Annotated in this window: 14 protein-coding genes; 13 read left to right on the top strand and 1 reads right to left on the bottom strand. The window is 71.6% G+C overall.

All coding sequences use genetic code 11. The features are described 5' to 3' along the window. Nucleotides 1-16 precede the first annotated feature (16 nt). From LRS14_RS29030 to LRS14_RS29005, 6 genes are all read left to right on the top strand, one after another. Nucleotides 17-1,108, top strand: a complete 1,092-nt coding sequence (locus LRS14_RS29030) for an LLM class flavin-dependent oxidoreductase (protein ID WP_257802063.1) — start codon at nucleotides 17-19, stop codon at nucleotides 1,106-1,108. 12 nt (nucleotides 1,109-1,120) lie between these two features. Beyond that, entirely contained in the window at nucleotides 1,121-2,119 is a 999-nt protein-coding gene (locus LRS14_RS29025; RefSeq protein WP_046113939.1) for an ABC transporter substrate-binding protein, read from the top strand. A gap of 10 nt (nucleotides 2,120-2,129) precedes the next feature. Beyond that, on the top strand, nucleotides 2,130-3,158 hold the full coding sequence (locus tag LRS14_RS29020; protein WP_257802062.1) for an ABC transporter permease: 1,029 nt from the start codon (nucleotides 2,130-2,132) through the stop codon (nucleotides 3,156-3,158). Further along, on the top strand, nucleotides 3,152-3,925 hold the full coding sequence (locus LRS14_RS29015) for an ABC transporter ATP-binding protein (protein WP_257802061.1): 774 nt from the start codon (nucleotides 3,152-3,154) through the stop codon (nucleotides 3,923-3,925). Before LRS14_RS29020 ends, LRS14_RS29015 begins: the two co-directional genes overlap by 7 nt. 12 nt (nucleotides 3,926-3,937) lie before the next feature. Beyond that, on the top strand, nucleotides 3,938-5,113 hold the full coding sequence (locus LRS14_RS29010) for a c-type cytochrome (RefSeq protein WP_257802060.1): 1,176 nt from the start codon (nucleotides 3,938-3,940) through the stop codon (nucleotides 5,111-5,113). 112 nt (nucleotides 5,114-5,225) lie between these two features. Next, entirely contained in the window at nucleotides 5,226-5,864 is a 639-nt protein-coding gene (locus LRS14_RS29005) for a glutathione S-transferase N-terminal domain-containing protein (protein ID WP_257802059.1), read from the top strand. 46 nt (nucleotides 5,865-5,910) lie between these two features. Here the strand turns inward: LRS14_RS29005 and LRS14_RS29000 are convergent, their stop codons facing one another. Next, a complete protein-coding gene (locus LRS14_RS29000) occupies nucleotides 5,911-6,657 on the bottom strand; it encodes a hypothetical protein (RefSeq protein WP_257802058.1) in 747 nt (248 codons plus the stop codon). Between the two features lie 172 nt (nucleotides 6,658-6,829). Here LRS14_RS29000 and LRS14_RS28995 point away from each other — a divergent pair, with 172 nt between their 5' ends. The 7 genes from LRS14_RS28995 (at nucleotide 6,830) to LRS14_RS28965 (ending at nucleotide 14,189) form a co-directional block, all read left to right on the top strand. After that, nucleotides 6,830-7,669, top strand: coding sequence for a class II aldolase/adducin family protein (locus LRS14_RS28995; RefSeq protein ID WP_257802057.1), 840 nt, complete (start codon nucleotides 6,830-6,832; stop codon nucleotides 7,667-7,669). A 65-nt stretch (nucleotides 7,670-7,734) separates the two neighbouring features. Beyond that, nucleotides 7,735-8,619 carry an ABC transporter substrate-binding protein gene (locus tag LRS14_RS28990; RefSeq protein WP_257802247.1) on the top strand — a complete coding sequence of 295 codons (885 nt, stop codon included), beginning with the start codon at nucleotides 7,735-7,737 and terminating at the stop codon, nucleotides 8,617-8,619. A gap of 39 nt (nucleotides 8,620-8,658) precedes the next feature. After that, nucleotides 8,659-10,308, top strand: coding sequence for an ABC transporter substrate-binding protein (locus LRS14_RS28985; protein ID WP_257802056.1), 1,650 nt, complete (start codon nucleotides 8,659-8,661; stop codon nucleotides 10,306-10,308). After that, entirely contained in the window at nucleotides 10,305-11,291 is a 987-nt protein-coding gene (locus tag LRS14_RS28980; RefSeq protein WP_257802055.1) for an ABC transporter permease, read from the top strand. The genes LRS14_RS28985 and LRS14_RS28980 overlap by 4 nt, the downstream gene beginning before the upstream one ends. Then, nucleotides 11,288-12,190, top strand: a complete 903-nt coding sequence (locus LRS14_RS28975) for an ABC transporter permease (protein ID WP_257802054.1) — start codon at nucleotides 11,288-11,290, stop codon at nucleotides 12,188-12,190. Before LRS14_RS28980 ends, LRS14_RS28975 begins: the two co-directional genes overlap by 4 nt. Next, nucleotides 12,187-13,194 carry an ABC transporter ATP-binding protein gene (locus LRS14_RS28970; protein WP_257802053.1) on the top strand — a complete coding sequence of 336 codons (1,008 nt, stop codon included), beginning with the start codon at nucleotides 12,187-12,189 and terminating at the stop codon, nucleotides 13,192-13,194. The genes LRS14_RS28975 and LRS14_RS28970 overlap by 4 nt, the downstream gene beginning before the upstream one ends. Continuing rightward, the gene (locus LRS14_RS28965) at nucleotides 13,191-14,189 is read left to right on the top strand and encodes an ABC transporter ATP-binding protein (RefSeq protein WP_257802052.1); all 999 of its coding nucleotides are present in this window, start codon (nucleotides 13,191-13,193) and stop codon (nucleotides 14,187-14,189) included. The genes LRS14_RS28970 and LRS14_RS28965 overlap by 4 nt, the downstream gene beginning before the upstream one ends. Nucleotides 14,190-14,195: the final 6 nt, after the last annotated feature.

Here is a 14,195-nt window from a genome sequence, read left to right as displayed (position 1 = left end):
AGTGAGGGAACACGCCATGAGCATTGAATTCATCGGGATGATCCAGAGCCAGAAGGTCTCGGAGATCCATGCGGCCACCGGCCCGGCCATCGACCGCGAGTATGTGAAGGCCTTCGCCCGGGCCCACGAGGCCGCGGGCTTCGACCGCATCCTGGTGCCGCACCATTCCACCGGCCCCAGCGCCACGCTGACCATCAGCTATGCCGCGGCGCACACCGAGCGCATCCACTTCATGCTGGCGCACCGCCCGGGCTTCACCGTGCCCACGCTGGCGGCGCGGCAGATCGCCTCGCTCGACCAATTCAGCGGCGGCCGGCTGGGCGTGCACTTCATCTCCGGCGGTTCCGATTCGGAACAGCGGCGCGACGGCGACTACCTGGACCACGACCAGCGCTACGAGCGCACCGACGAATACCTGACGCTGCTGCGCCGCCTGTGGACCAGCGACGCGCCCTTCGACCATGAAGGCAAGCACTACCGCTTCGAGGCCGGCTTCTCGGAAGTGAAGCCGGTGCAGCGGCCGCATGTGCCCATCTACTTCGGCGGCGCCAGCGAGGCGGCCATTCCGGTGGCGGGCAAGCATGCGGACGTGTATGCGTTGTGGGGCGAATCGCTGGCGCAGGTGAAGGAGCTGACCACCCGCGTGAAGGCCGAGGCCGCGCGCCGAGGCCGCACGGTGCGCTTCTCGGTCTCGTTCCGCCCCATCCTGGCGGCCACCGAAGAGGCGGCCTGGGCACGTGCCGAAGGCATCCTGGAACGCACCCGCCAGTTGCGCCAGGAAGCCGGCTACAGCCGCGGCGGTCCGCAGCAGAGCGAAGGCGCGCGCCGCCTGCTGGCCGCCGCCGCCCAGGGCAGCCGGGTCGACAAGCGGCTGTGGACGGCCATCGCCCAGGAGACGGGCGCCCGCTCCAACAGCACCGCGCTGGTGGGCACGCCCGAGCAGGTGGCCGAAGCACTGCTGGACTACTACGACCTGGGCGTGACCACCTTTCTGATCCGCGGCTTCGACCCGCTGGAAGACGCCATCGACTATGGCCGCGAGCTGATCCCGCGCACCCGCGCGCTGGTGGCCCAGCGCCTGGCCGAACGCCCGCAACTCGCCGCCTGACCGGAGCCGCACGTGATCAAGCACCTCACCCGCCGCGGCCTGCTGCGCACCGCCGGCGCCGCCGCCGTCATCGGCCCCATCGGCATCGCCACCACCGGCGCGCTGGCGCAGCCGCGCAAGCTCACCTTCGCCTGGAATGCCAATGCCTTCTGCCTGTCGCCCGTGGTGGTGGCGCAGGAGCTGGGCTACTTCGAGCGCAACGGCGTCTTGGTTGATCTCATCAACTACACCGGCAGCACCGACCAGCTGCTGGAATCGCTGGCCACCGGCAAGGCCGACGCTGCGGTGGGCATGATCCACCGCTGGCTCAAGCCGCTGGAAGCCGGCTTCGACGTCAAGCTGATCGGCAGCTCCCACGGGGGCTGCGTGCGGCTGATCGGCGCCAAGGCCACCGGCGCCACCACGCTGCAGAGCCTGAAGGGCAAGACCATCGGCGTGCCGGACCTGGCCGCGCCGGGCAAGAACTTCTTCTCCATCCTGCTGGCCAAGAACGGCATCGATCCCGACAAGGACGTGACCTGGCGCCAGTACCCGGCCGACCTGCTGGGCGTGGCGGTGGACAAGGGCGAGATCCAGGCCATCGCCGACGGCGACCCCAACCTGTACCTGCTGGAAAAGCGCAAGCCCGGCCAGTACACCGAGATCGCCAGCAACCTGACGGGTGAGTACAAGGACAAGGTGTGCTGCATCGTCGGCGCCCGCGGCGACCTGGTGCGCAAGGAGCGGCCGGTGGCGGCCGGCGTGGCACGGGCCATCGTGCAGGCGTCGGACTACGTGGCCGACAACCCGAACGAATCGGCCAAGCTGTTCGCCAAGTACTCGCCCAAGGTGCCGGTGGAAGACCTGCGTGCGCTGCTGGGCACGCTGACGCACCGCCACCATCCGCTGGGCGGCGATTTCCTGAAGGAGATCGAGTTCTATGCGCGCGACTTCCGCTCGGTGGGCGTGCTGAAGCAAAGCACCGACCCGGCCAAGCTGGCGCGTCACGTGTACGCCGACGTGCTCGGCTGAAGGACCTGCGATGACCATCACCTCCGCGCCGCCGCTGCAGGCGCCGGCGTCCGCGCAGCCTTCGGCCTTTCCCGCCGTGTGGTCGCTGGGCCTCGTGGCCGCGGCCGCCTGGGCCGGCGTGGGCGCGCTCACGCTGCTGCTGCCCAACCAGGTGGAAGGTTTCACCGAATGGGTCTACACCCGGGAGTTCGGCCTGGTGGCGCTGGCCCTGGCCGCGCTGCTGGCCGCGGTGGCGCTGCTGGCACCGCTGGCCGGCCGCGCGGGCCGGGCGCTGCAGGCCACGCTGCGGCCGGCCGGTGCCTGGCTGGTGGCGCTGGCGCTGATCTTCGGCGCCTGGGAGCTGTTCACGGCCAAGCTGGCCTGGCTGCCCACGCCCTTCTTCGCGCCGCCCACCGCGCTGGCCGAGGTCTATACCGACGACTGGCGGCGGCTGGGCGACAGCGCCTTCAATTCGGTCAAGCTGCTGGCCTTCGGCGTGGCCTGGGGCGCCAGCGTGGGCTTTCTCATCGGCGTGGCGATGGGCTGGTCGCGGCTGGTGGGCTACTGGGCGCATCCGGTCATCCGCTTCCTGGGGCCGGTGCCGGCCTCGGCGCTGCTGCCGCTGGCGTTCTTCGTGTTTCCCAGCAGCTATGCAGCGGCCATCTTCCTGATCGCGCTGGCCACCGGCTTCCCGGTGGCGGTGCTCACCTGGTCGGGCGTGGCCGGCGTCAACCGCAACTACTACGACGTGGCGCGCACCATGGGCGCCTCGCCGCTGTTCCTGGTGCTGCGGGTGGCGATCCCGGCGGCGCTGCCGCAGGTGTTCGTCGGCCTGTTCATGGGCCTTGGCGGCGCGTTCTCCATCCTGGTCACGGCCGAGATGATGGGCGTGAAGTCGGGCCTGGGCTGGTACCTCACCTGGGCGCAGGGCTGGGCTTCGTACAGCAACATGTATGCAGCACTGATCGTGATGGCCGTGGTGTGCTCGGGCCTGATCACCCTGTTGTTCGCGGTGCGCGACCGCGTGCTGTCGTGGCAGAAAGGAACAGTGAAATGGTGAGCGCCGCCGCCGCGGGCGCTCGTATAGACATCCAGGCCGTCAGCCACCGCTTCGACCTGCCCGCCGGCCCGCTGCCGGTGCTGCAGCAGATCGACCTGAAGATCCAGCCTGGCGAGTTCGTGGCCCTGCTGGGCCCCAGCGGCTGCGGCAAGTCGACGCTGCTGCGGCTGGTGGCCGGGCTGGAGCCCGCAGCCGAAGGCACGCTGCAGCAGGACGGCCGGCCGATCGACCGGCCCGACCCGTCGCGCATCGTCGTGTTCCAGGACCCCACGCTGTACCCCTGGCGCACCGTGTGGGACAACGTGGCCCTGGGCCTGCAGGCGCGTGGCCTGCTCAAGCTGCGCCGCCACCGGGTGGACGAAGCGCTGGCCCTGGTGGGCCTGACCGACTATGCGCAGATGCATCCGCACCAGCTCTCGGGCGGCATGGCGCAGCGCGTGGCGCTCGCGCGTGCACTGGTCAACGACCCGAAGCTGCTGGTGCTGGACGAGCCGCTGGGCAAGCTGGATTCGCTCACGCGGCTGACGATGCAGAGCGAGCTGGTCGCGCTGTGGCAGCGTGCCGGCTTCTCGGCGCTGCTGGTCACGCACGACGTGGAGGAAGCGCTGTTCATGGCGCAGCGAGTGATCGTGTTCAGCGACCGGCCAGCGCGCATCCTGGCCGACATCGCCAACCCGCTGCCCTACCCGCGCCACCGCGGCCACCCGGAACTGGCCGCCCTGCGCCACCAGGTGCTGCGCCTGCTGGGGCTGGACGCCACCTGGTAGCCGGCGGCCAGGGTGGACACGACCACGCTGCAGAACCTGCTGCTGCAGGCGGCGCAGGCCGTGCAGCGCGGCGTGCTGCAGGCGTTGCATGCGCTGGGCTTGGCCGACACCGTGCACGGCCAGCCGGCCTGGCCGCTGGCCTGGCGCATCGCGGTCGAGAACCTGGTGATCGACGGCGGGCTGGCCCGGCAGGTGGCGCTGTGGGTGCTGATGGCGGGCCTGGCCCTGCTGTGGGCCGCGGCCGCCATGGCCTGGCGCCGCCGGCGGCTGCCGCTGGCCGCGGGCGCCCTCATCCTGCTGGCGCTGGCCCCGTGGCCGCCGGCCCATCTGCTCTGGGCGCCGGCGGTGCCGACCAGCTTCCACCGATCGCCCACGGGCTTCGAGGCCACGCGCATTGCGCAGGGCTTGAAGCTGTACCAGGCGCACTGCGCCGCCTGCCACGGCCACGACGGTCGCGGCGAAGGCCCGCTGGCCGCCAGCCTGCCGACCTGGCCCCCCACGCTCAGCGCCGGCCTGCTGTGGAAGCGGGCCGAAGGCGAACTGCTGTGGCGGGTGCAGCACGGCCTGCACGATCGCCAGGGCCGCCCCACGATGCCGGGCTTTGCGGGCAGCCTCAGCACCGACGACACCTGGGCCGTGCTCGACGCGATGAAGGTGCTGGCCGCCGGCGACGGCGCCACGCGCCAGGCCGCCTGGCCCTGGCCGGTGACCGCGCCGCAGACGGCCGTGGATTGCGCCGATGCCCCCGGCCCGCGCCCGCTGGCCCACTGGCGCGGCCAGCGGCTGCGCATCGTGCTGGCCGGCGCGGCGCTGCCGCAGCCGATCGAAGACCCGCGCTTCGTCACCGTGGTGGTGGGCAGCAGCCAGGCGCGGGCCGCGGGCGTCGAATGCACCGCTGCGTCAGCCGACGCCGCCACGGCCTACGCCCGGCTGGCCGGGCTGCCCGACGCCCAGCAGGCGGCCGGCCTGCAGTTCATCGTCGACCGCCAGGGCTGGGTGCGCGCGATGTCCCGGCCGGGTCGGGGCGGCTGGTCGGAGGACGACCTGCTCTGCCGGGCCGAAGCCGCACCCCCCGCGCAGAGCCGCGCCGCCGATGCGCCGCCGGCCGCCGGGCTCGACGCGCTGATCGCTCGGATGGAGGCGGAGCCGGTGGAGGTGGCGCGGCTGGGGGTGCCGCATGGGCGGTGAGTGGGCCGGCGGATAACAACGGGGCAGCCAGTGCCTGAGGAGACGGTCACTGTCAGGACTGCAGCCTTCACGCGTGAGTCGGTCGTATACGGACTTCGCGCATCATCTGCCGATGTTGCTGCCCTTGCCCATCCTCTACTCCTTCCGCCGCTGCCCCTACGCCATCCGCGCGCGGCTGGCGATCCGCGCGGCGGGCGTGCCGGTGGCGCTGCGGGAGGTAGTGCTGCGCAGCAAGCCGGCCGAGCTGCTGGCGGCTTCGCCCAAGGGCACGGTGCCGGTGCTGGTGCTGCCCGACGGCACAGTGCTGGACCAGAGCCTGGACATCATGCGATGGGCGCTGGCGCAGCACGATCCGCTGGGCTGGTTGCAGCCCGAAGAAGCTGACGAGGCGCACGCGCTGATCGACCTCAACGACCAACGCTTCAAGCCCCTGCTCGACGCCTACAAGTACGCGCCCGAGCGCGCGGCGGCCAGCCGCGACGAGGCCGTGGCGCTGATGCTGGCGCCGCTGGAGCAGCGGCTGCTGCGCCACAGCCATCTGCTGCGCGACACCGCCAGCCTGGCCGACATGGCCTTGCTGCCCTTCGTGCGGCAGTTCGCCGCGGTGGATGCCGCCTGGTTCGCTGCCGCGCCGCTGCCGAAGCTGCAAGCCTGGCTGCAGCGGCTGACCGGCGCCGGGCTGTTCGAGTCGGTGATGGCCAAGTACGCACCCTGGCAGGCGGGCGACGACGCGCCGGTGTTCGGGCGCTGACGCCTCGACCCGCCAAGGTGCTTTCGCCGCGCGCAGCGGCAGCCGATCAGCCACCCGCCCGACCTGGCCTTGCCCGCCTGCCCCAGGCCCCCAGCAGGGCGGCGCCGCCCAGCCACAGCGCCACCGCGCCGGGCTCCGGCACCGCCGACACGGTGGCCACGAAGCGGGCCGACTCGAAGCCGGCCGTGGCATAGCCATAGCTCACCGCCGTGCCGTCCTCGCCTTCCAGGTAGGCGGCATTGATCGTGAGCTCGGCACGCACTGCCGCATCGTCCGGGTTGATGGCGCCGCTGCCCGCAAAGCTGTCACCGTTGAACTGCAGCGCAAATGGCAGGCCGTAGGACCAGCTGGCGTCGCCCACCACATTGCGGCTGCCAATCACCTGCAGCTGCAAGCCGTCCAGCCGCCAGCCGGGCTTGGCCTGGAAGCTCAGACCACTGAACTCGAACCAGCCCCGCAGCTCGTGGTAGCCATTGCGGCCGCTGCCGCCAACGCGCAGCTGCAGTCCCGGCACGAACGAGAAGCCTTCGGTGGCACCGGCACTCGTGAGCGCCAGCGTGCTGAACAAGTTGGGCTGGAAGACGTAGTCGCCGTCCTCCCCGTTGAGGAACTCGGCGCCTGCCGCATACGACGCGGCGCCCTGGGCCAGGGTGACCATGACGCGGCCCAGGTCGAAGCTGCAGGGGTCGCTGGATCCGTCGCAGGTGCCGGGTGCGGCCCAGGCCGCGTGGGCCACGGCGCCCAGCAGGGTCGTGATGCAGATCCACCGGCCGGTTCTCAGAGCGTGTTGCATGACGTCGTCTCCTCGTGTTGGCTGCACTGGATGTGTGCCGTGCGATGTTGCGCCGCCCCGTGTCGAAAAACAAAGCGGCATAACCTAAGCCGCAAACCTTCGTTCGCAAGCGGCGCAGGGCTGCCTATGGTTCGGTGTCTTCGATGCAGCACCGGCCCTGGCCGGACATGAGATGAGCGCAGTACTGTCCCGCCCCGACCCGCACGACACCGACCCCATCACCGCCACCGGCCTGCGGCTGAACCCGCATCCGCAGCGCCAGGACTGGTTCGAGGACGAGGCGCCGCGCAGCCTGGAGGCCGAGCGCCTGCACCGCCAGCAGCGGCTGGCCGCGGCCTTCCGCATCTTCGCCCGCTACGGCTTCGACCAGGGCCTGGCCGGCCACATCACCGCGCGCGACCCGGAGCTGACCGACCACTTCTGGGTCAACCCCTTCGGCCTGCATTTCTCGCGCATCAAGGTGTCCGACCTGCTGCTGGTGAATGCCCGCGGCGAGATCGCGGTGGGCCGCGGTCCGTTGAACCGCGCGGCCTTCGCCATCCATGCCGCCATCCACGAGGCGCGGCCCGACGTGGTGGCCGCGGCGCACACGCATTCGCTGTACGGCAAGGCCTGGGCCTCGCTGGGCCGCAAGCTCGATCCGCTGACGCAGGACGGCTGCGCCTTCTACGAGGACCACGGCCTGTTCGAGGACTTCAACGGCGTGGTGTACGAGACCGACGAAGGCTTCCGCATCGCCGAGGCGCTGGGCCAGCGCAAGGGCGTGATCCTGAAGAACCACGGCATCCTCACCGCCGGCCCCACGGTGGAAGCCGCGGCCTGGTGGTACATCGCGCTGGACAACGCCTGCCACACGCAGCTGCTGGCCGAAGCCGCCGGCACGCCGCAGCCGATACCGCACGAGATGGCCACGCTGACGCACCAGCAGGTGGGCCGCGCCGCCGGCGCCGCGCGCGCCTTCGATGCGCTGTACCAGGGCCTGGTGGAAGCCGAGCCGGAGGTGCTGCGGTGAAGCGCCGGCAACTCGCGCTCGGCCTGCCCGCGTGGGCCGCCGCCTCGGCGATTGGCGCCGCGTCGATGACCGCACAGGCTCAGCCACGTACCGTGCTCAAGGCCGGCGACCAGAAGGGCTGCCTGCGCGCCCTGCTGGAAGCCGCCAACGAGTTGCAGGGCCTGGCCTACGACATCCAGTGGGCCGAGTTCCCGGCCGCCGCGCCGCTGGCCGAGGCCTTGAATGCGGAGGCCGTGGACTTCGGCCCCATCGGCGACGCGCCGCTGATCTTCGCGCTGGCCAACGGGGTGCGCATCAAGGCCTTTGCGGTCAACTGCTCCGATCCGTATGGCACCGCGGTGCTGGTGCGGCCCGATTCGACGCTGAAGACGGCAGCCGATTTGAAGGGCAAGCGCATCGGCACCAACCGCGGCTCCATCGGACACTTCATCGCGCTGAAGGCGCTGGCCTCGGCCGGCTTGAAGCCCGAGGCCGACACCTTCCGCTTCCTGCCGCCGCCCGATGCCAAGCTGGCCTTGACGCAGGGCGCCATCGACGCCTGGGCCACCTGGGAGCCCTACACCGCGATGGCCGAGACGGCCGGCCAGGCCCGGGTGCTGGTCAGCGGCCGCGGGCTGTCGTCGGGCCTGAGCTTCCTGGCCGCGACCGAGACGGCGCTGGCCGGCAAGCGCGCCGTGCTGCACGACTTCGCGCAGCGGGTGGTGCGGGCGCAGCGCTGGTCGTACCAGCACGTGCCGGAGTTCGCCGGTGCGCTGGCCCGGATCATCGGCATCGCGCCCGAGGCCGCGCGGCTGCAGTTCGAACGCCGCGCGCAGCGCTGGATCGCGGTGGATGCGCAGGTGCTGGCCGACCAGCAGCGCACCGCCGACTTCTTCCTCGAATCGGGGCTGCTGAAGCAGCGGCTCGACGTGCGCAACACCTTCGACAACGGCTTTGCGCCCGGCGCCTGAAGGCGCCCCCTCCTTTCTTGCAGTCACGCAGGTCCTGCCATGTCTTTCCATCGACGCACCCTTCTCACCCGCACCGGCGCGCTCGGCGGCGCTGCCGTCTTCGGCCTGCCGTGGTGGCATCCGTCCGCGCTGGCCCAGGCCAGCGGCGGCACGCCGGTCAAGGGCGGTGTGCTCAACATCGCGGTGTCGCCCGAGCCCACGATGCTCACCTCGGCCTTCATCACCACGATGAACATCGGCATGCTGTCGAGCAAGGTGCTGGAAGGCCTGGTGAGTTACGACCTCAACCTGCAGCCGGTGCCGGCATTGGCCACCTCGTGGGAACAGGCGGCCGACGGCCGCACGCTCACCTTCAAGCTGCGCCAGGGCGTGAAGTGGCACGACGGCGCCGACTTCACTTCGGCCGACGTGGAATACACGCTGCTGGAGGTGTGGAAGAAGCTGCATCCCTTCGGCCGCGCCGCCTTCGCCAACGTGGAGAAGGTGGACACGCCCGACAGGCACACCGTGGTGCTGCGCCTGAGTTCGCCCGCGCCCTACATCCTCAACTACATCAACACCTACGGCGCGCAGATCCTGCCGAAGCACCTGTATGCCGGCAAGGACGTGCTGACGAACCCGCTGAACAGCGCGCCGGTGGGCACCGGGCCCTTCGTGTTCAAGGAGTGGGCCAAGGGCAGCCATGTGCGGCTGGAACGCAACCCGAACTACTGGGGCAAGGGCCCCGACGGCACGCCGCAGCCCTACCTGGACGGCATCGTCTTCAAGTTCATCCCCGATGCGGCCGCCCGCACCGTGGCGCTGGAGGCCGGCGAGATCGACGTGGCGCTCGGCTCCATCATCCCGCTGACCAACCTGAACCGCTTCAAGGACAAGGCGCGCTACAGCATCAACACCGACGACGGCCGCTACCTGTCGACCATCTTCCTCACGCAGTTCAACGTGCGGCGGCCGCACCTGCAGGACAAGCGGGTGCGGCAGGCCTTCGCCCATGCCATCGACCGTGAAGCGTTGCTGAAGATCGTGTTCCTGGGCTACGGCAAGCCGGCCACCGGGCCGGTGCCCTCGTCGGTCGTCAACTACTACAGCGCCGACGTGCGCAAGTACCCGCTCGACCTGAAGAAGGCCGAAGCCCTGCTGGACGAAGCGGGCCTGAAGCGCGGCGCCGGCGGCAAGCGGCTGGCGGTCACGCTCGACTTCGATGGCGGCAGCGGGCCCACGGCCTCGCGCCCGGCGGAGTTCATCAAGCAGTCGCTGGCCAAGATCGGCGTGGACGTGGAACTGCGCGCTGGCGACACCGCCACCTACCTGCGCCGCATCTTCACCGACCAGGACTACGACCTGATGATCTCCAGCCTGCACCGGCTGCCCGACCCCACGCTGGGCGTGCAGCGGCTGTACTGGACGAAGAACATCATCAAGGGCGCGCCCTGGACCAACGGCTCGGGCTACAGCAACCCCGAGCTGGACCGCGTGATGGAGGCCGCCGCGGACGAGCCTGACCCGGCCCGGCGCAAGGCGCTGATCGTGCAGTGGCAGCAGATCGTGCAGGAAGAGGTGCCGCTGCTGGAGCTGATCGAGCAGACCTGGGTCACCGTGGCCAGCGCGCGCTACCGCAAGCTCAAGCCGCAGGGCGACGGCCTGTTCGCCTCGCTGGCCGATGCCTGGCTGGAGCCGAAGTCCGCATGACCGCCTGGCGCTACCTGAGGAGCCGGCTGCTGCAGGTGCTGCCGGTGGTGCTGGGCATTGCCCTGCTCAACTTCCTGGTGCTGCAGCTCGCCCCCGGCGACGTGGTGGACGTGCTGGCCGGCGAGGCGGGTGCCGCCACGCCCGAGCAGATGGCGGCGCTGCGCGCGCAGTTCGGGCTCGACCAGCCGGTGCTCGTGCAGCTGGGCGCCTACCTGGGCCGGCTGCTGACGCTGGACCTCGGCTTCTCGTACCGGCAGAACATGCCGGTGCTCGACCTGATCCTGAGCCGCCTGCCGGCCACGTTGCTGCTGATGGTGCTGGCGCTGGTGTTCGCGCTGCTGCTGGGCATGCTGCTGGGCACCTTGTCCGCGCTCAAGCCCGGCGGCTGGTTCGACCATGCGGTGGCGGTGCTGGTGCTGTTCGCCTATGCCATGCCCACCTTCTGGCTGGGCCTGATGGCGCTGGTGCTGTTCGCCGGCAAGCTGGGCTGGCTGCCGGCCGGCGGCATGGTCACCGTGGGCTTGGTTGGTCCCTGGTGGGTGCATGCGCTGGACGTGGCCCATCATGCGGTGCTGCCCGCGTTGACGCTGTCCACCTTCTTCCTGGCGGTGTATGCGCGGCTGATGCGCGGCTCGATGCTCGAGACCCTGGGCGCCGACTTCATCCGCACCGCACGGGCCAAGGGCGCCTCGGAGCCGCGGGTGCTGGCCGGCCATGCGCTGCGCAATGCCTCGCTGCCCATCGTCACCATGCTGGGCTACCAGGTGGCCTCGCTGCTGAGCGGCGCGGTGCTGGTGGAGTCGGTGTTCTCCTGGCCCGGGCTGGGCCGGCTGGCCTTCGAGGCCATCCTGGCGCGCGACTTCAACCTGCTGCTGGGCATCCTGCTGCTCAGCTCGCTGCTGGTCACCGTCATCAACATCGTGGTGGACGGGGCGACCGCCCTGCTCGATCCGCGGGTGCAGCTGCAGGCGGTGCGCACATGACCACGCTGGTTCCGCAAGCCGCCGCCCCGACGCACCCGGCCCGCGCCGCCGCACGCCTGCGCAGCGCCGCCGCGCTGCTGCTGCGCAAGCCCGCGCTGCTGGTCGGCAGCCTGATGCTGCTGGCGCTGGCCGCGGTGGCGCTGTTCGGCCGCTTCTGGTTCAGCGCCGATCCCTGGGACATGGCCGGCCCGCCGATGCTGTGGCCGGGCGAGGACGCCGCCTACCCGCTGGGCACCGACCTGATGGGCCGCGACATCGTCACCGGGCTGGTGTCGGGCGCGCGGGTGTCGCTGCTGGTGGGGCTGGTGAGCACCGCGCTGTCGGCGGTGCTGGGCGTGGCCATCGGCGCGCTGGGCGGCTTCTACCGCGGCTGGGTGGATGCGCTGCTGGGCCGGGTGACCGAGGTGTTCCAGACCGTGCCCAAGTTCGTGCTGGCGGTGGTGCTGGTGGCCTTGTTCAAGCCGTCCATCGCCACCGAGGTGATCGCCATCGGCATCGTCAGCTGGCCGGCCACCGCGCGGCTGGTGCGGGCGGAGTTCCTGCGGCTGCGCGAACGTGAGTTCGTGCTGGCCGCCGAGACCCTGGGCATGGGCGACCTGCGGCTGATGCTGACGCAGATCCTGCCCAATGCGCTGCCGTCCATCGTGGTGGTGTCCACGCTCACCATCGCCAACGCCATTCAGACCGAGGCCGCGCTGGCCTTCCTGGGCCTGGGCGACCCCAACGTGATGAGCTGGGGCACGATCATCGGCGCCGGCCGCGAGCAGGTGGTGGACGCCTGGTTCATCTGCGCGCTGCCGGGCGCGGCCATCGTCGTGGCGGTGCTGGGCTTCAACCTGGTGGGCGAAGGCTTGAGCGACGCAATGAATCCGCAACTCCAGCGCCGGGTGCAGCCATGACCGACGTGCTGCTGCAAGTGCGCGGCCTGCGCACCTGGTTCCACACGCCGGCCGGCACCGCCAAGGCCGTGGATGGCGTGGACCTCACGCTGCATCGTGGCCAGACGCTGGCGCTGGTGGGCGAAAGCGGCAGCGGCAAGTCCGTGACCGCCGCTTCGCTGCTGCGGCTGGTGGCGCCACCTGGGCGCATCGTGGCCGGTGAAGTGCTGCTGGAGGGCACCGACGTGCTCAAGCTCGATGCCGCGGCGCTGCGCCGTGTGCGCGGCGGCCGCATCGGCATGGTGTTCCAGGACCTGTCGGCGCTGAACCCGGTGCAGACCATCGGCCAGCAGATCGCCGAAGCCGTGATGCTGCACCGGCCGGACCTCGGCCGCCGCGCGGCCTGGGCACGCGCGGTGGCGCTGCTGGCGCAGGTGAGGCTGCCGCGCCCGGCCGAGCAGGCGCAGGCGGTGCCGCACCGGCTGTCGGGCGGGCAGCGGCAACGCGCCCTGATCGCGCTGGCCCTGGCCGGCGAGCCGGCGGTGCTGGTGGCCGACGAGCCCACCACCGCGCTGGACGTCACCACCCAGGCCGAGATCCTGGCGCTGCTGGCCGAGCTGCAACGCGCCACCGGCATGGGCCTGCTGCTGATCACGCACGACCTGGGCGTGGTGGCGCAGGTGGCCGACCGCGCCGCGGTGATGTATGCCGGCCGCATCGTCGAGGAAGGTCCGGTGGCCGAGCTCTTCGGCGCGCCGCGCCATCCTTACACCGCCGGGCTGCTGGCCTCGGTGGCGCTGGAGGGCGTGGCGCCGGGCACGCGGCTGCCGGAGATCGGCGGCACCGTGCCTTCGCTGCTGGCGCTGCCCGCGGGCTGCGCCTTCGCGCCGCGCTGCAGCCGCGCTTCGGCGCGCTGCACGCAGGCCGCACCGCTGCTGCAGCGCCATGCCGGCCGCGGCCTGGCCTGCCACGAGCCGCTGCCGCTGCCCGTGGCCCTGCCCGCACGCGCGAGGGTGGCCGCATGACGCAGGCGACCCTGGCAAGCCACCCCACCGCGGCCGGGCCGCTGCATGCGGCCGCCAGCCGGCCGCTGCTGGCGCTGCAGGCCGTGGGCAAGCGCTACACCGGCCACGGCGGCACTGCGGTGCACGCGCTGGACGGCATCGACCTGCACGTCGGCCGCCACGAGACGCTGGGCCTGGTGGGCGAGAGCGGCTGCGGCAAGTCCACCCTGGCCCGCGCAGTGATGCGGCTGGTGAGCGTGGACGAAGGCCGCATCGTCTTCGACGGCGACGACATCACCCACCGCCCGCGCCGGGCGCTGGCGCCGCAGCGCGCGCGCATGCAGATGGTGTTCCAGGACCCGTATGCCTCGCTCAATCCGCGGCTGACGATCGGCCGCGCGCTGGAGGAGCCGCTGCGCGTGCAGGGCCGGGGCGGCAGCAGTGCGGAGCGGCGCGAGCGGGTGCAGGCGATGCTGGCCCGCGTGGGCCTGCGGCCCGAGATGGCGCAGCGCCATCCGCACGAGTTCTCCGGCGGCCAGCGCCAGCGCGTGGCCATCGCCCGCGCGCTGATGCTGGAGCCCGAGCTGCTGGTGTGCGACGAGGCGGTGTCGGCGCTGGACGTGTCGGTGCGCGCCCAGGTGCTCAACCTGCTGCTCGACCTGCGCGAGCACTTCGGCCTGGCGGGCCTGTTCATCTCGCACGACCTGGCGGTGGTGCGCCACATGGCCGACCGCGTGGCAGTGATGTTCCGTGGCCGCGTGGTGGAACTGGCCCCGCGCGACAGCCTGTGGCGCACGCCGCTGCACCCCTACACCCGCACGCTGATCGCCGCCACGCCCGGCCTGCACCGGCCGGCCGCCCCCGTGGCGCCCGCTGCAGTGGCCGAGGCGCCGGCTGCCGCCGAGGGCTGCGCCTTCCGCCACCGCTGCCCGCTGGCCAGCAGCCGCTGCCGCGCGGAAGCCCCGCCGCTGCGCCCGATGGACGGCGGCCACCAGGTGGCCTGCCACCACGTCTGAACACCC

This window comes from Aquincola sp. J276, from assembly GCF_024700035.1.
GTDB classification, from domain to species: Bacteria; Pseudomonadota; Gammaproteobacteria; order Burkholderiales; family Burkholderiaceae_C; genus Aquincola; species Aquincola tertiaricarbonis.
This window is presented reverse-complemented; position numbering and strand designations above follow the sequence as displayed.

What these genes read in the sequence shown, in the direction of transcription:
- LRS14_RS29030 (WP_257802063.1), top strand. Translation starts at nt 17, where the DNA reads ATGAGCATTGAATTCATCGGGATGATCCAGAGCCAGAAGGTCTCGGAG.
- LRS14_RS29020 (WP_257802062.1), top strand. Translation starts at nt 2,130, where the DNA reads ATGACCATCACCTCCGCGCCGCCGCTGCAGGCGCCGGCGTCCGCGCAG.
- LRS14_RS29015 (WP_257802061.1), top strand. Translation starts at nt 3,152, where the DNA reads ATGGTGAGCGCCGCCGCCGCGGGCGCTCGTATAGACATCCAGGCCGTC.
- LRS14_RS29005 (WP_257802059.1), top strand. Translation starts at nt 5,226, where the DNA reads ATGTTGCTGCCCTTGCCCATCCTCTACTCCTTCCGCCGCTGCCCCTAC.
- LRS14_RS29000 (WP_257802058.1), bottom strand. Translation starts at nt 6,657, where the DNA reads ATGCAACACGCTCTGAGAACCGGCCGGTGGATCTGCATCACGACCCTG.
- LRS14_RS28995 (WP_257802057.1), top strand. Translation starts at nt 6,830, where the DNA reads ATGAGCGCAGTACTGTCCCGCCCCGACCCGCACGACACCGACCCCATC.
- LRS14_RS28990 (WP_257802247.1), top strand. Translation starts at nt 7,735, where the DNA reads ATGACCGCACAGGCTCAGCCACGTACCGTGCTCAAGGCCGGCGACCAG.
- LRS14_RS28985 (WP_257802056.1), top strand. Translation starts at nt 8,659, where the DNA reads ATGTCTTTCCATCGACGCACCCTTCTCACCCGCACCGGCGCGCTCGGC.
- LRS14_RS28980 (WP_257802055.1), top strand. Translation starts at nt 10,305, where the DNA reads ATGACCGCCTGGCGCTACCTGAGGAGCCGGCTGCTGCAGGTGCTGCCG.
- LRS14_RS28975 (WP_257802054.1), top strand. Translation starts at nt 11,288, where the DNA reads ATGACCACGCTGGTTCCGCAAGCCGCCGCCCCGACGCACCCGGCCCGC.
- LRS14_RS28970 (WP_257802053.1), top strand. Translation starts at nt 12,187, where the DNA reads ATGACCGACGTGCTGCTGCAAGTGCGCGGCCTGCGCACCTGGTTCCAC.
- LRS14_RS28965 (WP_257802052.1), top strand. Translation starts at nt 13,191, where the DNA reads ATGACGCAGGCGACCCTGGCAAGCCACCCCACCGCGGCCGGGCCGCTG.